This is a genomic window from Methylobacterium iners (assembly GCF_022179305.1).
In the GTDB taxonomy this organism is placed as follows: domain Bacteria; phylum Pseudomonadota; class Alphaproteobacteria; order Rhizobiales; family Beijerinckiaceae; genus Methylobacterium; species Methylobacterium iners.
The window spans coordinates 1-18,879 of the sequence record NZ_BPQP01000020.1; the positions used below are offsets into that span (position 1 = coordinate 1).

Below are 18,879 nucleotides of genomic sequence, written 5' to 3' on the forward strand. Positions count from 1 at the left end.
AAAATCAAGCGATGAAGCGCATTTCCTACAGCAAAGATGCGCTGAGGACCCTCAGCCGCCTTCCGGCCAACGTGTCGGAACTCATTCGATCGAAAATTACGCTCTACGCGACGAAGCCTGAGGCGCTGGCGAACAACGTCAAGGCCCTCAAAGGGGCAGCCGGCGTTTACAGGCTTCGCGTGGGTGATTGGCGGGTGCTTTTCTCGGAAGACGGCGAGGTCATCGCCATCGTCAGGATTGCGGCACGTGGGAGCGTTTGTTGATCGTTCCCTGGATGAAGGAGCCCGAAAGCCCATGACCGTGCAGACCATCGTGACGCCGGGCGGTGAGCGGCTCGTGGTGCTTTCAGAAGCGGATTATGCCGCCCTCGTTGAGGCGGGAGAGGACGCGGAGGATCGCGCGGCGCTCGGCTGCTTTCGCGCGAGGCTGGCGTCTGGCGAGGAGGAGATGATCCCGTCCGAGGTGGTGGACCGCCTGCTCGGCGGCGAGAACAGAATCCGCGTCTGGCGCGAACATCGCTGCCTGTCCGCCAAGGCGCTGGCCGAGCGGTCCGGCATCGCTCAGGGTTTCCTCTCCCAGATCGAGACTGGAAAGCGCGAGGGCACGATCGAAACCCTGCGGAAGATCGCGGCAGCCCTCTCCGTCACGATCGACGACCTCGTCGGCTGAGGGCCGCGCCTGAGCACTGAGGCGCGCCCGCCACACCAATCCCGAAAAGACGCCGCCCGCCCGCTTTCGCGTTGGCACTCGCGTCGACTGCCTTGCGGGCAGCGCATTTGGCGGTGAGGCAGCCGGCCGTTGCTTGAAGCCCGCCTGGGAATCACGATCGATGCCGCGTCCGCTCCTCTCGATGGCTGCCCTCCTCGCCCTCACGGCGACGCTCGGGGCCTGCGCCTCCTCGCGCCTGGAAGGCCAGAGCCGCGGCCGGCCCGGGCCCCAGGCGGCCCTGGAGCCCGCCGTGCCGGCGATGCCCTCTAGCCCCGTCACCTCGGCGCCCCTGGCCCCGCCCCCGGGTGCCAGCGCGGCGCCCTCGGACGAGCCGCCGCCCGCCGTCGCAGTCGCGCCCGGCACGCCCGTGATCGCCGAGCCCACCTACGTGCCGCCTCCCGCCCCCCCGGTGGTGGCGAGCGGTCGCTCCGCAGTGGTCGGAAGCTGGACCGCCAAGGACGCCACCGGCGCGACCTGCCGGGTCTCGCTGTCGAGTGCGCCGGCACTCGACCTCTACAAGGCTTCCGCCGCCGGCTGCGCCAACAAGGATCTCGCCAAGGTCAGCGCCTGGGATTTTCGCGATGGCGAGGTCTACCTCTACCAGCCCGGCGGCACCGTGACGGCCCGCCTCCGGCAGGGCGGCGGCGGCCTCGACGGCGCCCTCTCGAAATCTGGCGCCGCCCTCGCGCTGGCGCGCTGAGGCCACTTCGCGACGGGGGCCTCGCGGCGGCGGGCATCTGCTACCGCTATGGGTTCACCCGCAAACCGAGCAGCCAGGTGTTGGCGCTGAAGCTCGCACCGGCGCTCGACGAGTCGATCTGCTGGTAGATGTAGCTGCCGCGCATGGTGAGCCAGCGGTTGAAGCGGTAATCGAGGCGGGCGGTGGCCGAGAAGCCCTGCTCAGTGATGTTGACGCGGTCGTAGTCGCTGGCGAGATAGCCGGCGCCCAGCGTGATCGAGAGGTTGCGCAGGAGGTCGTGCTGAACCTCGACCGTCGCGGCCTGGGTGAACACGCCGCTCGAATTCGCGATCGACGTCTCGATCAGGCTCGTGGCCGCGTTGACCCGCACCGTGGTGAGCGGGCTCGCCGTCCAGATGAGCGCCGCGTTGACGACGGGCGCGGTCAGGCCGCGCAGGGCCGGATCGACGTAGTCGCGGCGCTGGAACCCCGCCGAGATCTCGCCGGCGACGAAGCGGGTCAGCGCGAAGGTCGCGCCGAAGGTGGGCGTGACCCCATCCGAATCCCGACGGATCCCGTTCGAATCGACGCGCCGGTCGTAGACGCGTGTGTCGGCGAGGATGTCGATGAAGGGCGAGATGACGGGCGAGATCTCGTAGGCCGCCCGCACCCGCAGGCCGAATTGGTTCAGGTTGCGATCGGCCTGGCTGAGCACCGTGCCGTTCGAGAGGCGGGCATCCTCGAACTCGGAACGGTCGACGAGGCCGCGCAGCGAGAGCTGCAGCCGGTTGAAGTTCTCGGTGACCCCGACCGTGGTGCCGTAGCTCGCGATCAGCGGCCGGCTGGACACCGTGGCGTTGAGGTCCGGGCTGCCGGCGCGCTGCGTCTCGAGCAGGAATCGGCCCTCGACGTCCACGCGGGTGTCGCGGTTCGCGTCGAGCCGCAGCCGGACGTTGCCGGCGCCGTTCGGGCGGCTGGCGGCCTGGTTGTCGGGGAAGTCGAGGTAGCCGCCGCGCAACTCGCCCGCGAGTTCGCTCGCCGACCAGTCGCTGCGGAAGTTCAGCTCGGCTTCCGTGCGCAGCGCCACCGAGCCCCTGGCCCGCTGGCGGGTAACCTGCTCCGGGTTGGTGTCGTAGCCGATGCTCTGCTGGATCGAGGGCAGGATCGTGAAGGTGCCGAGCCGCAGCCCGAGTGGGGCGTAGGCCTCGTCGACGAGCGGGGCCCGGCGCAGGGTGGCGTTCAGGAGCGAGCCCGGCGTCTGCAAGCCGGCGAGCGGCAGGGTCGTGGGCAGCGGCACGCCGACCACGGGGTTCTGGACCACGGGGGTCAGCCGCAGGTCGGGCGGCGGCACCTGGATCTGCGGCCGCACGATCCGGGCTGTCGCCGAGCCGGTCCGGCGCGGCGGCGCCGCGCGCTGGCGCAGGAGGTTCGTGAGCGCCCGGGGATCGGGGCGGGCGGTAGCACCCGAAGTCCGGTTCCCGCCCGATCCGGTGCGGATGCCAAGCGCGTCGGTCGGATTGCGGGAGCGGCCGGTCTCCTCGCCCGTCGTCGGGGCTCCGGCGATCGGAGCGGCGGACGGGCGGGCGCGACGCAGGGTGGGCAGGCCGTCGTCGGCGCCCGAGGCGGTCGGTGCCGCATCGGCATCGGCGGGAGCGGCCGTTGGGGGCGTCGCACGGGTCTGTGCCGCTGCCTCGTGCCCGAGCAGGGCAGCCGCGAGCCCGAGCACGCCGAGGCTCCAGCTTCGCCATCCTGCGGTCGGCCACGCGCGCATCACGGGCGGATGTCTCTCCGGTGACCGCGCGCCAGCCGCATCCGAAGGCCGGGTGGGATCCGCGCGGAACATGGTTAACCGGGCTACAACGGTTGCGGTTAATGCCCCGTCAACGCGCGCCGCGGCCGCGCTCGGAGGCCGCCATCCGACCACATTCGCCGGCAATATGACCGCTTTCGCCCCCCCTGGGGCGACGCGGAGGGTCGGACGACGATGGCGCCAGCGGAGATGGCCTTGGTGCAGAGCGTGGCCGACGAGCCGCCCGCGGCCTCGCCCGCGATCGCCTCGGCCTTGCGCACCATCGAGACCGAGCGCGACGGCCTCGACTGCCTGATGGGCGCCATCGGCAACGGTCTGGGCGACGCCTTCACGGCGGCGGTGGCGCTGATCGCGCGGGCGCGGGGCCGGGCGATCCTCACGGGGATGGGTAAGTCCGGCCATATCGGCCGCAAGATCGCCGCGACGCTCGCCTCCACCGGCACGCCGGCCCTCTACGTCCACCCGGCCGAGGCGAGTCACGGCGACCTCGGTATGGTCCAGCCCGAGGACGTGGTCGTGGCCCTGTCCTGGTCAGGCGAGACCACGGAGCTCGCCGACATCATCGGCTACGCCCGGCGCTACCGGGTCGGGCTCATCGCGATCACCTCCAATCCGGGCTCGACGCTGGCCCGCGAGGCGGATGTCTGCCTCACCCTGCCGAAGGCCCGCGAGGCCTGCCCCAACGGCTTGGCGCCCACTACCTCGACGGCGATGCAGCTCGCCCTCGGCGACGCCCTCGCCATCGCGCTCCTGGAGGCGCGCGGCTTCTCGGCCCGGGAATTCGGTATCTATCATCCCGGCGGCCGCCTCGGCGCGTCCCTCCGCCAGGTCCGCGAGGTCATGCATACGGGCGCGCAGCTGCCCGTCGTCCCGCGCGGCACGCCGATGCGCGCGGCCATCGCCGAGATCGACGCCAAGGGCTTCGGCTCGGTCGTCGTCGTCGAGGCGGACGGGCGGCTGGCCGGCATCGTCACCGACGGAGATCTCCGCCGCAACGTCTTCCGGACCGACCTCGACGGTCTCGCCGTCGAGGCGCTGATGAGCGGCAAGCCCCGCACCGTGAACCCGGAGACCCTGCTCGCCAAGGCCCTCGAAATCCAGGAATCGATGAAGATCACCGCGCTGATCGTCGTCGAGCACGACCGCCCGGTCGGCATCGTGCATTACCACGACCTATTGCGGGCCGGCGCTGCCTGAGGCGTTCCGCAGGCGTCGCGCAGCCGCGCGAACCGGTCGGACCAGCAGCCGGCGAAGCCGCCTGATCAGGCTCTCGGAGGCTCGACGCCGCGCGGCATCCGCCGCCGCATCCTCGGCATCCAGGCGCTCGAACCGCGCCGCACGGGCGAGCAGTTCCTCCGCGACGCCGTCTGGGTCAGGTAGGCTCCAACCGAACTGAAAGCCGGGCTCGGGGCCGGATTGCGAGCCGGCGGGGTGGTAGTACTTGGCCTGCGTGCCTTTCAGCCCGTCGAGGAGCGGGAAGTTCGCCTTCAGATGCGCCGCGAAATTCAGGCCGATCACGCGCCGACCCGGGGCCGCGAAAGCCGCCGTGTGGAACGCCGAGCCCACCGAGCCGAGCACGATCCGGTGCCGCGAGAACAGCCGGACCTGCTCGCCAGAGCGCAGGGTCTCGGGGTGGACGATGGCGACGCCGCGCCGCGCCAGCGCCTCGCAGAGCGCGGCCTCACCCTGCATCCGGGCGATGCCGGAGGTGAGCCGATCCTTGGACAGGTAGACCGGCTGCGCGGCTTCATCGACCTCCGCTGCGTGCCAGAACGGCCGACCGATCTCTCGGCAGAGCGCACCGTGCACGTCATGGACGAAGGTCTGCTCCTTGAGGCTCAGCTCGGGGATCGCCACGCGCCCGAGGCGGAGGGGGCGATCGAAGGCGACGATGTCGGCTGCTGTGAGGCCGAAGCGGTCGAGGGTTGCCGTGAGCACGTCGAGGCCGGCCCAGTCCGATTGCGGTCCGGCCGCGTGGCAGAGCAGGGTCGGCGGCGGTCCCTGCCAGCTCAGGAGGGGCCAGAGCCGCGCCAGGGTGCCGATCAGGAAGTGACCGTAATGCGTGATCAGCGGGCCGATATAGAGGTACTCGGCCGTAGGCGCCGCCGCCTGTTGGCGCGAGGGTGGAAGCGCCTCCGGATCGCCGCCCGCCTCGATGATCCGCCCGTCGGCCGCCCGCAGCGCCCAAGGCGCGCCCGCGCCCGCCGGCAGGTAGTCGGCGTCCGTCACGACGCTGAGACGAGGCACGGCCGCGATCCGCTCGCAGGAGCCCCATATGAACCGACAGCGCTGGAGCGGAGCGGTCATCGAGATGAGCCCTGGGCGGGAACAGGGCGGAGCTCCTCTCCGCGGGACCGGAGGATCATCGGATCGGCCACTCGCAGCGACATCGAACCCTTGCGAGGAGAGGAGCTCAGGGCGGCCGCGCCTTCCGCCCGGATCGCACCGGACCTATAATCCGGCGACCATGCCCACGCCATCCCGCCCGGTGCGCCGCCTCGACCCGATCCTCGTCGACCGCATCGCCGCGGGCGAGGTCGTCGAGCGGCCCGCCTCCGCCGTCAAGGAACTCGTCGAGAACGCCATCGACGCCGGCGCCACCAGCATCGAGGTGACGATCGAGGCGGGCGGACGCCGCCTGATCCGGGTCGTCGACGATGGAGCGGGCATGGGCGCCGAGGACTTGGCGCTGGCGGTCGAGCGCCACGCCACCTCGAAGCTGCCGGACGGCGACCTGACGCGGATCGGGACGCTGGGCTTTCGAGGCGAGGCCCTGCCCTCGATCGGCGCGGTGGCGCGGCTCGCCATCACGACCCGCACGGCCGAAGCCGAGACCGGCTCCACCCTTACCGTCGAGGCCGGGCTCAAGGGCGCGGTCCGGCCGGCGCCGGCGGCGAAGGGCACCCGCATCGAGGTCACCGACCTGTTCGCGGCGACACCCGCGCGCCTCAAGTTCCTCAAATCCGACCGGGCCGAGGCGGCGGCCGTGGCCGATGGGTTGCGCCGGCTCGCGGTGGCCCAGAGCGGCATCCGCTTCACTCTGCGGTCGGAGGGGACCACGCCGCTCGTCTTCCCCGCCGAGCGCGAGCCCGGCCCCGCCGCGTCCCTGCGGCGCCTCGTGGCGGTGCTGGGGTCCGAGTTCGGGCCGAACGCGGTGCCGCTGTCGATGGAGCGCGAGGGCTTCGCGCTCGAAGGCCATATCGGGCTGCCCACCTACCACCGCGGCGCCGCGAGCCAGATCCACTTCACGGTCAACGGGAGGCCCGTGCGCGACCGGCTCCTGCTCGGGGCCGTGCGCGGCGCCTATGCCGACACCATGCGCAGCGACCGGCACCCGGTCCTGGCGCTCGCCATCGCCTGCGATCCGGCCCTCGTCGACGTGAACGTGCATCCGGCCAAGACCGAGGTGCGGTTTCGCGATCCCGGCCTCGTGCGGGCGCTGATCGTGAGCGCGATCCACGAGACCCTGCGCCGCGCCGGGGCGCGGGCCTCGACCACCGCGGCCAGCCGGACGCTCGAGGCGCTGCGCCCGATGGGCGGTCATCCCGGCTCCGGGATCCGCTCCGGCCGTACCACCTTCAGCCCGGTCCTTCCCTCCGTCGGCGCGCCGCCCGGCTACCGCCAGGCCTCACGGGCGCAGGCGGCGTCGGTCCTCGCGGAGGCCGGTTTCGGCGAGGCGCCGCAGGCGCTGTTCAGCCACGACCTCGCCCCGCCCGTCGCCGAGGCTAGGACGGCGTCGGCGGAGGCGGAGCCGCTCGATGCGCCACTGGGCGCCGCCCGCGCCCAGCTCCACGAGACCTACATCGTGGCTCAGACCACGGACGGCATGGTCCTCGTCGATCAGCACGCGGCGCATGAGCGTCTCGTCTACGAACGGCTGAAGCGCGAGCGGGCGAATGGCGGCATCGCCCGCCAGGGCCTCCTCATCCCCGACGTCGTGGAGATGGCCGCGCCCGATGTAGCCCGCCTGCTGGCCGCGGCCGCCGACCTCGACCGGCTCGGCCTGTCGATCGAGGCCTTCGGGCCGGGCGCGGTGCTCGTCCGTGCCGTGCCGGCGGCGCTGGCCGGCGGCCCGGCGCGGGCGCTTCTCACCGACATCCTCGACGCCCTCGACGCGAGCGGCCTGGAGGACGACAGCCCGGACGGGACCGAGGGCGGCCCCCTCGGCCGGCGCCTCGACGCGATCCTCTCCCGCATGAGCTGCCACGGCTCGATCCGCGCCGGTCGGCGCCTGCGCCCGGAGGAGATGAACGCGCTGCTGCGCGAGATGGAGGCGACGCCCCTCTCCGGCTCCTGCAACCACGGCCGCCCGACCTTCGTCGAACTGAAGCTTGCCGATATCGAGCGGCTGTTCGGGCGGCGGTGAGGCTGCTCCATCTTCCCGGCGCGGAGGTTGGTCCGCGTCAGGCTGCGGTGCCGACGCGACCCGACGGCCGGGTTTCCGGGGGCCTACCCCGCCAACCCCACCTCCACGAGGTTGTCGCTGAAGGTCGGCGAGTGGCCCATGCCGCCATAGGCGGAGGAGGAGATCACGTTCACCGCGCCGTCGCGGTTGAGCGCGTGCCAGTAGCCCAGCGAGGCGACCACCATGCCGGGCGGCACGTCCTCGGTCACGCTCGCCTGGCCGTGGAAGGTGCCTCGGTCGTTGTAGACCCGCACCAGCGCGCCCTCGGTGATCGCGCGGCCCGAGGCATCGGCCGGATTGATCAGGATCGCCTGCTCGCCCTGGATGCGGATCTTGCGGGGCTCGTTGGCGTATTGCGAGTTCAGGAAGCCGTGGCTCTTGGGCGAGACGATGTTGAGCGGGAAGCGGGCGGCCTGGGCCGGATTGGTCTCCGGGCGTTCTCGCGCCGGCACGTAGCCGGGCAGCGGGTCGAGGGGCTCGCCGCCCTGCTTGGCCTCGTACATCTGCCGGAAGGGCGGCGCGACGAAGTTGCCGCCGTCGATCGCGGCCTGTGAGAAGAACTCGCACTTGCCGGACGGCGTGGGGAAGTTGCCCTCGGCATGCGGCGTGCGGGTCTCGGGGTCGCCGATATTCAGGCGGTAATAGCCGTGCTGCCGGAAGTGGCTCATGTCGATGCCGCCGAGCTTCGGCGAATCCCAGTCGAGGTACCACTCGATCAGCTCGGCCTCGCTCATGGAGAATTGCGGATCGGTGAAGCCGAAGGTCTTGGCCAGGCGCCGGAAGAGCTCCGCGTTCGACACCGTTTCGCCGGGCGGCTCGATCGCCTTCTCGTTGAGGGTGAAGAAGAAATGCCCCCACGAGAACATCATGTCGTCGTGCTCGGCCGCCATGGTCGCGGGAAGCAGGATGTCGGCGTAGCGGGCGGTGTCCGTGACGAAGTGCTCGCTCACCACCGTGAACAGGTCCTCGCGCGCCAGGCCCCGCTTGATGCTCGCCGTCTCGGCCGAGTTCGACACGGGGTTGGCGTTGTAGACCATCAGGGCGTGGATGCCGGGGTTGAGATCGGTCTCGCCGTTGAGCACCGCGCCGAGCTGCAGCACGTTGACGGCCCGCGTCCCCTCCGGGATCCAGTCCGGGCGGCAGACCCGGTCCCAATGCACCGGGAATTCCCAGAGCGGCATCTGGTAGATGCCGCCGCCGGGGTCCTTCCACGAGCCGGTGAGAGCCGGCAGCGAGAAGATCGCGCGCAAGGCCTGGGCACCACCCGCGCTGCGCTCCACGGCGACGCCGGGCCGGATCGCGGCATTGCGGGTCGTCGCGTATTCGTGGGCCAGCATCCGGATGTCTTCCGCCGACACGCCGCAGATCTCCGCCGCGTATTCGGGCGTAAAGAGCTCGGCCCGCTCCTTCAGCGCGTCGAAACCGACCGTGTGGCGCTCGACGTAATCGGCATCGATCAGGTTGCCGTTGATGATGCAGTGGATCATCGCCATGGCCAGCGCACCGTCGGTGCCGGGCTTCGGCATCAGGTGCCAGTCGGCCTCCTTGGCGGTGCGCGAGCGGTAAGGATCGATCACCACCACCTTGGCGCCGTTGCGCTGCGCCTCCTTCACCACGTGCCAATGGTGGATGTTCGTGGAGATCGAGTTGCAACCCCAGATGATGATGTGCTTCGACTGCGCGAAGCTCATCGGGTCGGTGCCGTTAGTCGGCCCGACGGTGAGGAGCCAGGCCGTCGAGGAGCCCGAGCCGCAGAAGGTCTTCTCAGCGACGCTCGCCCCGAGCTTGTTGAAGAAGGCGTCGCCGACGGTGAGCCCCTGCACCACGCCCTCGTTGCCGAGGTAGTTGTAGGGCAGGATCGCCTCCCGACCGTGGGTCTCGATCACTTTCGTGAACCGGCTATGGATCTCGGAGAGCGCCTCCTCCCAGGAGATGCGGGTGAACTGGCCGGAGCCCTTCGGGCCGGTGCGGCGCATCGGGTAGAGGACGCGGTCCGGATTGTAGTGATGCGCCTCGAAATCCTTGACCTTCACGCAGAGCGCGCCGCGGGTCATCGGATGATCGGGATTGCCGCGCACCCCCGTCAGGCGACCATTCTCGACGCTGTAGATCATCGCACAGGTGTCGGGGCAGTCGTGCGGGCAGGCCCCGAGCTTTGTCGTGGCGGTGTCGAGCATGGCGTGAGGCTCCGGCAATTTGATGCAGGAGTTTTCCGCTCGGCCACGGCCAAGTCAATTAAATTTCTGGAATCGGTTCAATCTGCGGGCGTGAACCGGGCGAGCACCACGGCCGTCTCGCCGTAATCCCGACGCTCCCGGCTGACGAAGGCGCTCGGCAAGGCGAGGCTTGCGCCGGCCGCCTCCTCCACCACCACCAGGGCGCCGGGCTCCAGCCAGCCGCCCTCGGCCGCGGCAGCGAGGGCGGCCGGGGCGAGATCGCGGCCGTAGGGCGGGTCGCAGAAGACGAGGGAGAAGCGCCCGCTGGTGCCGGCGGGTCCGAGCCGGGTGGCGTCTCGCCGGAACAGGCGGGTGACGCCCTCGCAGCCCAGCGCCTCGATGTTCTGGCGGATCAGGCCTCGCGCCTCGGCGCCCTCGTCGACGAGGAGGGCGTAGGCCGCGCCTCTGGACAGCGCCTCGAAGCTCAGGGCGCCCGTGCCGGCGAAGAGGTCGAGCACCCGCGCGTCTGAGACCGCGTCGTCGTAGGCATGGGCGAGAACGTTGAACAGCGCCTCGCGCAGGCGGTCGGAGGTCGGGCGGATCGCGTCGGTCTTCGGGGTGGCGAGGCGGCGGCCGCGGAAGGCGCCACCGACGATCCTCACCGCTTCCCGCCGCGCGGCGGTCGCCCGCCGGCGGGCCGGGCACCCGCGCCGCCGGGGCGGCCACCCGGCTTTCCGCCGAAGCCGCCCGGCTTGGCTCCAAATCCGCCGGGCTTGCCGCCGCCCTTGAAGCCGCCGCGCTCCGGCCGGCCGGACTCGGTCCGTCCGCTGCCAGGCCGTTCGCCAGCCGGCTTCCCGCCGGCCTTGAATCCGCGCGCCGCGCCGCCCGGACGATCGCCGCGAGGGCCGCCCGCTGGCTTGTCGCCGCGGCCGCGAGCGCCTGCCTCGTCCCGGCCCGGGGGCTTGAACGAGCGCGGGCGCTCAGCTTCATCGCGGGGAGGACGCCGCTCGGGGGCGCCGGCCCGGTCCGGACGGAAGCTGCCGGTGGGCGGCTCCTCGCGGCGGGGCGGGCGCTGGCCCTGCTCGCGACGCGGCGGTCTCGCCTCGTCCTCGCCGCGACGGGGCGGCCGGGCGTCACGGACGTCGCTGCGTACGGGACGCGGCTCGGGCCTCGCACGCACGGGACGCTCGTCGGCGGCCGGGGCACCGCGCGCGGCGCGGTCGCGGCGATGGGGTTCGGGCGCCGGACCCTCCGGGCTCGCCTTGAGGCGCTCGACGACGACGCGGCGCTCGCCGGTCTTGATGGCACCGACGCGCTCGCGGCCGCGGGCGGCGGCGGCCTCGCGCTCGGCCCTCGGATCGGCGCCGCGGCGCGGCACCTTCACGGCGCGGGGACCATCGGGAACGGCGTCGTCGGCGCGCCAGACGGAGCGCCGCGGCCCCGCGCCCGTGCCGCCCGTGGGCACGCGGGCCGGTGCCGCGGGACGCTGCATCGGGCGGTCGCCGCGATGGGAGGGGCGATCGGCGGGCGCTCGGGCGGGCCGGGCGTCGCCGGCTTCCCGGGTGCGGGCCGCCGCGGCGCTGCGCGCGGGCTGCTTGGCCTGCTGGCCGGCGGGCGTCTTCGGCGAGCCGAAGGGCGCGATGGGCTCGCGCACGGGGCTCGCGAAATCGACGCCGGCCTGCTCCGCGAGCGCCGGCCCGAGTTGCTCCTTGAGCACCTTGGTGCGGACCTCCTCGACGAGCCCGGGCTCGAGGTCGCCGAGCTGGAAGGGGCCGAAGGAGAGCCGGATCAGCCGGTTCACGGCCAACCCCAGATGTTCGAGGATGCGCTTGACCTCGCGGTTCTTGCCCTCGCGCAGGCCGAGCGTCAGCCAGAGATTGTCGCCGGAGGCGCGGTCGAGCACGGCCTCGACCGGCCCATAATCCATGCCGTCGATGGTGACGCCCTTGCGCAGTCGGTCGAGCTCGGCCTGGTTCGTGTCGCCGTGCGCCCGCACCCGGTAGCGGCGCAGCCAGCCCGTATCGGGATGGGCGATCACTTTGGCGAGCCCACCGTCATTGGTGAGAAGGAGCAGCCCTTCCGTGTTGATGTCGAGCCGGCCGATCGCGACGACGCGGGGCAGGTCCTCGGGCAGGGCCTCGAACACGGTCTGGCGCCCCTCCGGGTCGCGGGCCGTGGTGACGAGGCCGCGCGGCTTGTGGAAGATCCAGAGCCGGGTGCGCTCGCGGGCGGGCAGGGGTTCGCCGTCGACCGTGATCGCATCCGCGTCCGTGACGTTGATGGCGGGCGAGGTCAGGACCTTTCCGTTCAGCGTCACCCGTCCCTCGGCGATCATGGCCTCGGCATCGCGGCGCGAGGCGATGCCGGCCCGGGCGATCGCCTTGGCGATGCGGTCGCCCTCGGGCGTTTCGGCATCGCCCTTCGGCGCCTCGGCCGCGGCCGGTGCCGGTTTCCGGCGCAAGGGGGCATCGCCGCCGCGCGCGGCCGGGCTTCTGGCCGACGAGGCTCGGTCGGGCGGCGCTCGGCGGGGCTTCGCCGTCTCGGCCGGATCGTTCCCGGGCACGCCGGCATCGGTGGCCGGGGCCCAGGGCGCGGCTTCCGGTCCGGCTTGAGGAGATACCGTCTCCGCGGGCGTGTCCTCGGACCCGCCCGTCGTCTCGTCGCTGTTGTCGCTCATGCCTGCCCCATAACAGAGCGGGTCGGCCGTTGCGAGGTGCGGAGCCGCGCCACCGGTTCCGAAGCGACCGGGATCAAGCCACAGGGCGGCGCGCTCACGGGCATTTCAACCGCAGGCGAGGAACCATCAACCTCTGGTGCTGTTGGCAATCCGGTCGGCACAGAGCTTAGCCTTTCGAGGAGGCGCGATGCCGGTGTTCTTCATGCATCGCTGAACCTTGAGGGCCGGTCGGAGGATGAACGCGCTGGAGGTTTCCGGTGCGAGGACGCGCGCGCCCTCCCGACGCTCCCTGCGCGGCCTCGACGCGCTCAACTTCTTCCTCGCCGACGTCCGCGACGGCCTCGGACCCTATCTGGCGATCTACCTCATCGCGGTGCGCGGGCCCGAACAGGGCTGGAACGAGGCGACCACGGGCCTGATCATGACCATCGCCGGCATCGCCGGCCTGATCGCGCAGACGCCGGCCGGCGCCCTGATCGACCGGACGCATCGCAAGCGGGCCGCCGTCATCGCGGGCGCGCTTGCCGTGACGGGAAGCTGCCTCCTCCTGCCCTTCGTCTCGAACTTCTACGTGGTGGCCGCCACCCAGTCGCTCGCTGGCATCGCGGGCGCCGTGTTCCCGCCGGCGCTCGCTGCGATCACGCTGGGCGTGGTCGGCCCCAAGCTGTTCGCCAAGCGGATCGGCCGCAACGAGGGCTTCAACCACGCCGGCAACGCGGTCTCGGCGGCGATCGCCGGCGCGACGGCCTACGTCTTCGGGCCCGTCGTCATGTTCTGGCTGAGGGCGGCGCTCGCCGCGCTCAGCATCGGCGCGATGCTGATGGTGCCGGCCGACGCCATCGACGACGACCTCGCCCGCGGCCTCGACGACGGGGCCGAGGACAAGGACGAGCAGCCCTCCGGCCTCTCGGCCCTCCTGCAGAACCGCGACCTGATGCTGTTCGCGCTGCTGGCGGCGATCTTCCACCTCTCCAACGCCGCCATGCTGACCTCGGTGGGCCAGCTCCTGACCAAGCTCGCCGGCAAGGAGAGCGCCACCTCGCTGATCGCGGTCTGCATCGTGGCCGCGCAGCTCGTCATGGTGCCGGTGGCGATCTTCGTCGGCGCCAAGGCCGATGCCATCGGCCGCAAGCCGATCTTCCTCGCGGCCTTCGGGGTGCTGACGGTCCGCGGGCTGCTCTACACCCTCTCCGACAATCCCCTCTGGCTGGTCGGGGTGCAGCTCCTCGACGGGGTCGGCGCCGGCATCTACGGCGCGCTGTTCCCGATCGTGGTGGCCGACCTCACCCGGGGCACCGGCCGCTTCAACGTCTTGCAAGGGGCGGTGGCGACGGCGCAGGGGCTCGGGGCCTCGTTCTCGGCGACCTTGGCCGGTCTGATCATCGTCGCATCGGGCTATGCGGCGGCCTTCCTGGTGCTCGCGGGCATCGCGGCAGCGGGCTTCGCGCTCTACCTCGTGGCGATGCCCGAGACCTCGCGCTACGCCTCCGCCGAGTCGCCGGCCGAGGGCGGCCCCAAACCCGTCGCGGCCGTCTGACCGGGTGCGAACGCCCGCTGCCGGCAGATCGGGCGGCCGCGAGGGACTCTTGCCGCATGCCCTTCCTTTCGCCCGCGCTCGCAACTTGGATGATCGCCGGCCTGCCGTCTTCGGGCTGCTGGTCGCGTTCCCCTGCAACTCGGCGAACTACCCGCCTGATGCCGCCGAGCCCCATGCTGCTGCGGTAATTGGGCTTCATCCTTGCCACGCCCATCAAACTCGTTTATGCGCCGCCCCTCGCGTTCGCTCCGGCTGGGGGCTGAACGGACGGTGCCGCTCGCGGCACAGGGGTCTTTCCCGTCGTCCCGTGTCTCCGCCTTCGATCAACCGCTCGGGCCCTCAAACGGCTCGAAGGGCTTGGCGCCGGGCGAGATGCGTTGAACCGGCCCGACGTTTTCCCAGCACATCCGTGCCGTCGAGCCCCTTTGGACAGGAAGGGCCCGAAATGCCTCTCTACGAACACGTCTTCCTGGCGCGCCAGGACGTGACGGCCCAGCAGGTCGAGACCATGGTCGAGACCTACAAGGGCGTCATCGAGCAGAACGGCGGCAAGGTCGAGAAGATCGAGATGTGGGGCGTGAAGTCCCTCGCCTACCGCATCAAGAAGAACCGCAAGGCCCATTTCACGCTGCTGAACATCGACGCCCCCCCGGCGGCGCTGAGCGAGATGGAGCGCCAGATGCAGATTTCCGAGGACGTGCTGCGCTTCATGACCGTCCGCGTGGAGGCGCTCGAGTCCGAGCCGTCCGCGATGATGCAGAAGCGCGACCGCGACGATCGCAAGGATCGTGAGCGTGGCCGTCGCCGTGACGAGGACGGCTTCGGCGGTGGTGGATTCGGCGGCGACCGCGACCGGGGTGACCGGCCCGAGCGCAGCTTCGGCGGGGAGGCTTAAACCATGGCATTCGGTGCTGGACCTGGTGCGCCCGCCGCTGGCGGAGCCGGTGGTGGCGCGGGCGGCGGTCGCCGTCCCTTCTTCCGCCGTCGCAAGACCTGCCCGTTCTCGGGCGCGAACGCGCCCAAGATCGACTACAAGGACGTCAAGCTGCTCTCCCGCTACGTCTCGGAGCGCGGCAAGATCGTGCCCTCGCGGATCACGGCGGTCTCGGCCAAGAAGCAGCGCGAGCTCGCCCAGGCGATCAAGCGCGCCCGCTTCCTCGGCTTCCTGCCCTACGTTATCAAGTAGGCCCGGTCGCTTGTCATTCCGGGGCTCGCTGCAGAGCGAGAACCCGGAATCTAGAACCGCCGGCAGCCCTCTAGCTTGCCCCGTCAGCGGTTATGGATCCCGGGTTCTGCTCCGCAGCCCCGGGATGACGAAGTGGCTTATGACAGGCGTACCGGCCGCTGATGTGGCCGGGAGTCGTTGGGGCGCGCTTCCGCGCCTCTAACCCTGATCCTCACGGGGACAGCGGGACAGCGGGATCGATGACACAGTATCTTGCCATCGGCATCGGCGCGGGCCTCGTCTCGGCACTCCTGTTCGGGGTGCTTCTGAAGGCGACAGCGCTCGCCATCGTGCTCTACCTGCTGGCGCCGCTGCCCATCCTCATCGTCGGCCTCGGCTGGAGCCACAGAGCCGGCCTCGTCGCGGCGGTGACGGGAGCCCTCGCCCTCTCCGTCGCGGTGAGCCCCTATCTCGGCCTCGGCTATCTCGCCTATCTCGCCCTGCCCGCCTGGTGGCTCGCCTACCTCGCCCTGCTCGGGCGTCCGCGGGAAGACGGCGTGATGGAATGGTACCCGACCGGGCGCCTGCTCACCTGGACGGCGGCGACCGCCGCCCTCGCCTTCGTCGCGATCGCGGTGATCGCCTCGCCGAAATACGAGACCTTCGAGGGGCGCCTGCGCGGCATGACCCGCTCGCTGGTGGTGCTCCAGGGGCAGATGCGGGGCGGGACGCCCCCGGCACCTCAGACACAGCCCCCCGCGTCGGCGGAAGCGGGCGGCCAGACCGGGACGCCGCCCAGTGATCCCGCGCAGAACGCCACCGAGGCGCAGATCGAGGTCGCCAACGCCCTCGCGACCATCGCGCCGGGGCTCGCCGCGCAGGGCCTCGCCCTGCTCCTCACCTTCTATCTCTGGGCGGCCGCCCGCATCGTCCAGATCTCCGGCCGCCTTCCCCGCCCCTGGCCCGACATCCCCTCGACGGTGATGCCGCGCCGGGCGCTGGCCCTGTTCGGGCTCGCCTTCGTCCTCGCCCTGGTACCCGGATATCCCGGCATGCTCGGCATCGCGCTCGCGGGCGCCATGAGCGCCGCCTTCGCCCTGCAGGGGCTCGCGGCCTTCCACGACCGCAGCCGCGGGCGCACCGCCCGGGGTGCGATGCTGTTCGGCCTCTACCTCATCCTGTTCGCGACCCAGGGCATCGCCCTCGTCGCGCTGATCGTCTTCGGCATCGCCGATTCCGCCCTCGACCGGCGACGTCCCAGGGACGAGCCCGGCCGAACCTGAGACACCCCGCCGCCCTCAGGGCAGCGGATTTCTTCGACCAAGAGAGAAAGAGGATAAACCCATGGAAGTGATCCTGCTCGAGCGCGTGGCCAAGCTCGGCCAGATGGGCGAGACCGTGAACGTCAAGCCCGGCTACGCCCGCAACTACCTCCTCGCCCGCGGCAAGGCCCTGCGCGCGACGGAAGGCAACAAGAAGCATTTCGAGGGGCAGCGCGCCCAGCTCGAGGCCCGCAACCTCGAGCGCAAGTCGGAGGCCTCGAGCGTCGCCGAGACGCTGGAGGGCAAGAGCTTCGTGCTGATCCGCCAGTCCGGCGAGACCGGCGTGCTCTACGGCTCCGTCTCGACCCGCGACCTCGCCGAGGTCGTCACCTCGGAGGGCTTCTCCGTCTCGCGCGACCAGTTCGCCCTGAACCAGCCCATCAAGACGCTGGGCCTGCACACGGTCCCCGTCGTCCTCCACCCCGAGGTCGAGGTCACGGTGACGGTCAACGTCGCCCGGAGCCCCGAGGAGGCCGAGCGCCAGGCCCGCGGCGAATCGACGACCGAGCGCGAGCAGTTCAACCTCGACGACCTCGGCCTCGAAGTCGGCGCGGCGCTGGCGGAAGCCGGCGAGGGCGACGACCGCTAAGGCCGCAATCTGGTGCATCCGCGCCCGAGAAACAGTGGATCACGGGGGAATGCGGCCCGAAAGGGTTGACTGGTTCCTCATCCGTTCCAGCATGGACGCCCGCGGCTCGAAAGGGCCGCGGGCGTTCGCGCATCCGGGATCGGGATCGCGCGGGGCTCCGGCGCAATCATTGGCTAACCAAAGCGGTGCCATGCTCGGCCGAACGTTCGTGGATCACGGCGGCGCCCGCCGCCTCTCGGAGCTTCGCCCATGGCCCTGCCCAATGCCCTGACGGCGAACCTCCAGGCGGTCACCCAGGAATTCCGGGTCGCGCCGCACAACATCGATGCGGAGCAGGCGCTGCTGGGCGCCATTCTGGTCAACAACGACGCCTTCTACCGGATCTCGGACTTCCTCCTGCCCGAGCACTTCATGGAGGACGTCCACCGCAAGATCTTCGAGGTGGCCTCGTCGCTGATCAAGGCCGGCAAGCTCGCGACGCCGATCACGCTCAAGACCTATCTCGGCGACGCCGACCTCGGCGGCCAGACCGTGATGCAGTACCTCGCCCGCCTGGCGGCGGAGGCGACGACCGTCATCAACGCCGCCGATTATGGCCGTACCATCTACGACCTCGCGATCCGGCGCCGGCTCATCACCATCGGCGAGGACCTCGTCAACGGCGCCTACGAGGCGCCGGTCGAGTCCTCCCCCCGCGACCAGATCGAAGGGACCGAGCGCCGGCTCTACGAGCTCGCCGAGTCGGGGAAGTACGACGGCGGCTTCCAGAAATTCTCCGAGGCGCTCACGGCGGCCGTCGACATGGCGGCCAAGGCCTACCAGCGCGACGGCAAGCTCTCGGGCATCGCCACGGGCCTGTCCGACCTCGACGCCAAGATGGGCGGGCTGCAATCCTCCGACCTCATCATCCTCGCGGGCCGCCCCGGCATGGGCAAGACCTCGCTTGCCACCAACATCGCCTTCAACATCGCCCGCGCCTACCAGGGCGAGAAGCAGCCGGACGGGCGGATCGAGACCAAGAACGGCGGCATCGTCGGCTTCTTCTCCCTCGAGATGTCGGCCGAGCAGCTCGCCACCCGCATCATCGCCGAGCAATCGGGCGTGCCCTCCTACAAGATCCGCCGCGGCGACATCCGGCCCGAGGATTTCTACAAGATCACCGACGCCGCCCGCGAGATGCAGGCGATCCCCTTCTACATCGACCAGACCGGCGGCATCTCCATCGCCCAGCTCGCCGCGCGGGCCCGCCGCCTCAAGCGCCAGAAGGGCCTCGACGTCCTCGTGGTCGACTACCTGCAGCTGCTCTCGGGCTCGTCGAAGCGCGGCGACAATCGCGTGCAGGAGATGACCGAGATCACCACCGGCATGAAGGCGCTGGCCAAGGAGCTCGCGGTGCCGATCATCGCGCTCTCGCAGCTCTCCCGCCAAGTCGAGAACCGCGACGACAAGCGGCCCCAGCTCTCGGACCTGCGCGAATCCGGCTCGATCGAGCAGGACGCCGACGTGGTGATGTTCGTGTTCCGCGAGGAATACTACGTCAACAACAAGAAGCCCCGCGAAGGCACGGAAGAGTTCTTCGCCTGGGAGGCGGAGATGAACCGCGTCCACGGCAAGGCGGAGGTGATCCTCGGCAAGCAGCGCCACGGCCCGACGGGCACGGTGGAGCTGCAGTTCGACGCCAACATCACGCGCTTCTCGAACCTGGCGGCAGAGGATCGGATGCCCGCGCGGATCTGATCGCATCGATCTCCGCGATCGATCAGGGATGCGAGGTGATGCTGCGCGAGCGTGCCGCATCGATCAGCACGGATCGAGCGAAGGACGCGTTCGA

At 71.0% G+C, this 18,879-nt stretch carries 16 protein-coding genes; 11 read left to right on the forward strand and 5 right to left on the reverse strand.

Translation table 11 applies throughout. The annotated features are described in order from the left end of the window. The 3 genes from MFF55_RS06980 to MFF55_RS06990 form a co-directional block, all read left to right on the forward strand. On the forward strand, nucleotides 1–263 hold a 263-nt coding region (locus MFF55_RS06980; RefSeq protein WP_306421390.1), incomplete at its 5' end, for a type II toxin-antitoxin system RelE family toxin. A gap of 31 nt (nucleotides 264–294) precedes the next feature. Further along, complete coding sequence (locus MFF55_RS06985; RefSeq protein WP_238243365.1) at nucleotides 295–669, forward strand: helix-turn-helix domain-containing protein; 375 nt, start codon at nucleotides 295–297, stop codon at nucleotides 667–669. Between the two features lie 160 nt (nucleotides 670–829). Then, nucleotides 830–1,408: an AprI/Inh family metalloprotease inhibitor gene (locus tag MFF55_RS06990; protein ID WP_238243366.1), complete on the forward strand. Its 579-nt coding sequence runs from the start codon at nucleotides 830–832 to the stop codon at nucleotides 1,406–1,408. A gap of 46 nt (nucleotides 1,409–1,454) precedes the next feature. Here MFF55_RS06990 and MFF55_RS06995 read toward each other — a convergent pair whose 3' ends face one another. Beyond that, nucleotides 1,455–3,158 (reverse strand): outer membrane beta-barrel protein, encoded by a 1,704-nt coding sequence (locus tag MFF55_RS06995; protein WP_238243367.1) that lies wholly within the window; start codon nucleotides 3,156–3,158, stop codon nucleotides 1,455–1,457. Nucleotides 3,159–3,386: 228 nt separating this feature from the next. On the opposite strand from MFF55_RS06995, the gene MFF55_RS07000 reads away from it, so the two are divergent. After that, the gene (locus tag MFF55_RS07000; RefSeq protein WP_238243484.1) at nucleotides 3,387–4,394 is read left to right on the forward strand and encodes a KpsF/GutQ family sugar-phosphate isomerase; all 1,008 of its coding nucleotides are present in this window, start codon (nucleotides 3,387–3,389) and stop codon (nucleotides 4,392–4,394) included. Here MFF55_RS07000 and MFF55_RS07005 read toward each other — a convergent pair. Beyond that, nucleotides 4,371–5,444 (reverse strand): glycosyltransferase family 61 protein, encoded by a 1,074-nt coding sequence (locus tag MFF55_RS07005; RefSeq protein WP_238243368.1) that lies wholly within the window; start codon nucleotides 5,442–5,444, stop codon nucleotides 4,371–4,373. The two genes, MFF55_RS07000 and MFF55_RS07005, sit on opposite strands and share 24 nt — an antisense overlap. A 220-nt stretch (nucleotides 5,445–5,664) precedes the next feature. Between MFF55_RS07005 and mutL the strand changes: the two genes are divergently transcribed. Continuing rightward, a complete protein-coding gene (gene mutL / locus MFF55_RS07010; RefSeq protein WP_238243369.1) occupies nucleotides 5,665–7,563 on the forward strand; it encodes a DNA mismatch repair endonuclease MutL in 1,899 nt (632 codons plus the stop codon). 83 nt (nucleotides 7,564–7,646) lie between these two features. Here mutL and MFF55_RS07015 read toward each other — a convergent pair whose 3' ends face one another. The 3 genes from MFF55_RS07015 to MFF55_RS07025 all read right to left on the reverse strand — a co-directional run bounded on the left by MFF55_RS07015 (nucleotide 7,647) and on the right by MFF55_RS07025 (nucleotide 12,435). Then, the gene (locus tag MFF55_RS07015; protein ID WP_238243370.1) at nucleotides 7,647–9,779 is read right to left on the reverse strand and encodes a molybdopterin-containing oxidoreductase family protein; all 2,133 of its coding nucleotides are present in this window, start codon (nucleotides 9,777–9,779) and stop codon (nucleotides 7,647–7,649) included. Nucleotides 9,780–9,856: 77 nt separating this feature from the next. After that, entirely contained in the window at nucleotides 9,857–10,420 is a 564-nt protein-coding gene (gene rsmD, locus MFF55_RS07020) for a 16S rRNA (guanine(966)-N(2))-methyltransferase RsmD (RefSeq protein ID WP_238243371.1), read from the reverse strand. Then, nucleotides 10,417–12,435 (reverse strand): pseudouridine synthase, encoded by a 2,019-nt coding sequence (locus tag MFF55_RS07025; RefSeq protein ID WP_238243372.1) that lies wholly within the window; start codon nucleotides 12,433–12,435, stop codon nucleotides 10,417–10,419. Before MFF55_RS07025 ends, rsmD begins: the two co-directional genes overlap by 4 nt. A gap of 235 nt (nucleotides 12,436–12,670) precedes the next feature. Here MFF55_RS07025 and MFF55_RS07030 point away from each other — a divergent pair, with 235 nt between their 5' ends. The 6 genes from MFF55_RS07030 to MFF55_RS07055 all read left to right on the forward strand — a co-directional run bounded on the left by MFF55_RS07030 (nucleotide 12,671) and on the right by MFF55_RS07055 (nucleotide 18,785). Continuing rightward, entirely contained in the window at nucleotides 12,671–13,972 is a 1,302-nt protein-coding gene (locus MFF55_RS07030; RefSeq protein ID WP_238243373.1) for an MFS transporter, read from the forward strand. 445 nt (nucleotides 13,973–14,417) lie between these two features. Further along, nucleotides 14,418–14,867 (forward strand): 30S ribosomal protein S6, encoded by a 450-nt coding sequence (rpsF, locus tag MFF55_RS07035; RefSeq protein ID WP_238243374.1) that lies wholly within the window; start codon nucleotides 14,418–14,420, stop codon nucleotides 14,865–14,867. A 3-nt stretch (nucleotides 14,868–14,870) separates the two neighbouring features. Next, nucleotides 14,871–15,158: a 30S ribosomal protein S18 gene (rpsR, locus tag MFF55_RS07040; protein ID WP_056173092.1), complete on the forward strand. Its 288-nt coding sequence runs from the start codon at nucleotides 14,871–14,873 to the stop codon at nucleotides 15,156–15,158. A 239-nt stretch (nucleotides 15,159–15,397) separates the two neighbouring features. Beyond that, entirely contained in the window at nucleotides 15,398–16,420 is a 1,023-nt protein-coding gene (locus tag MFF55_RS07045; RefSeq protein ID WP_238243375.1) for a DUF2232 domain-containing protein, read from the forward strand. A gap of 61 nt (nucleotides 16,421–16,481) precedes the next feature. Further along, nucleotides 16,482–17,048: a 50S ribosomal protein L9 gene (gene rplI / locus MFF55_RS07050; RefSeq protein WP_238243376.1), complete on the forward strand. Its 567-nt coding sequence runs from the start codon at nucleotides 16,482–16,484 to the stop codon at nucleotides 17,046–17,048. 249 nt (nucleotides 17,049–17,297) lie between these two features. Further along, the gene (locus tag MFF55_RS07055) at nucleotides 17,298–18,785 is read left to right on the forward strand and encodes a replicative DNA helicase (protein WP_238243377.1); all 1,488 of its coding nucleotides are present in this window, start codon (nucleotides 17,298–17,300) and stop codon (nucleotides 18,783–18,785) included. Nucleotides 18,786–18,879: the final 94 nt, after the last annotated feature.

Excerpts from the sequence above, each read along its gene's own strand:
- MFF55_RS07030 (WP_238243373.1), top strand. The coding sequence starts at position 12,671 with ATGAACGCGCTGGAGGTTTCCGGTGCGAGGACGCGCGCGCCCTCCCGA.
- MFF55_RS07015 (WP_238243370.1), bottom strand. The coding sequence starts at position 9,779 with ATGCTCGACACCGCCACGACAAAGCTCGGGGCCTGCCCGCACGACTGC.
- rpsR (WP_056173092.1), top strand. The coding sequence starts at position 14,871 with ATGGCATTCGGTGCTGGACCTGGTGCGCCCGCCGCTGGCGGAGCCGGT.
- rpsF (WP_238243374.1), top strand. The coding sequence starts at position 14,418 with ATGCCTCTCTACGAACACGTCTTCCTGGCGCGCCAGGACGTGACGGCC.
- MFF55_RS07055 (WP_238243377.1), top strand. The coding sequence starts at position 17,298 with ATGGCCCTGCCCAATGCCCTGACGGCGAACCTCCAGGCGGTCACCCAG.
- MFF55_RS06995 (WP_238243367.1), bottom strand. The coding sequence starts at position 3,158 with ATGCGCGCGTGGCCGACCGCAGGATGGCGAAGCTGGAGCCTCGGCGTG.
- MFF55_RS06985 (WP_238243365.1), top strand. The coding sequence starts at position 295 with ATGACCGTGCAGACCATCGTGACGCCGGGCGGTGAGCGGCTCGTGGTG.
- MFF55_RS07045 (WP_238243375.1), top strand. The coding sequence starts at position 15,398 with ATGACACAGTATCTTGCCATCGGCATCGGCGCGGGCCTCGTCTCGGCA.
- mutL (WP_238243369.1), top strand. The coding sequence starts at position 5,665 with ATGCCCACGCCATCCCGCCCGGTGCGCCGCCTCGACCCGATCCTCGTC.
- MFF55_RS07000 (WP_238243484.1), top strand. The coding sequence starts at position 3,387 with ATGGCCTTGGTGCAGAGCGTGGCCGACGAGCCGCCCGCGGCCTCGCCC.
- rplI (WP_238243376.1), top strand. The coding sequence starts at position 16,482 with ATGGAAGTGATCCTGCTCGAGCGCGTGGCCAAGCTCGGCCAGATGGGC.
- MFF55_RS07025 (WP_238243372.1), bottom strand. The coding sequence starts at position 12,435 with ATGAGCGACAACAGCGACGAGACGACGGGCGGGTCCGAGGACACGCCC.
- MFF55_RS06990 (WP_238243366.1), top strand. The coding sequence starts at position 830 with ATGCCGCGTCCGCTCCTCTCGATGGCTGCCCTCCTCGCCCTCACGGCG.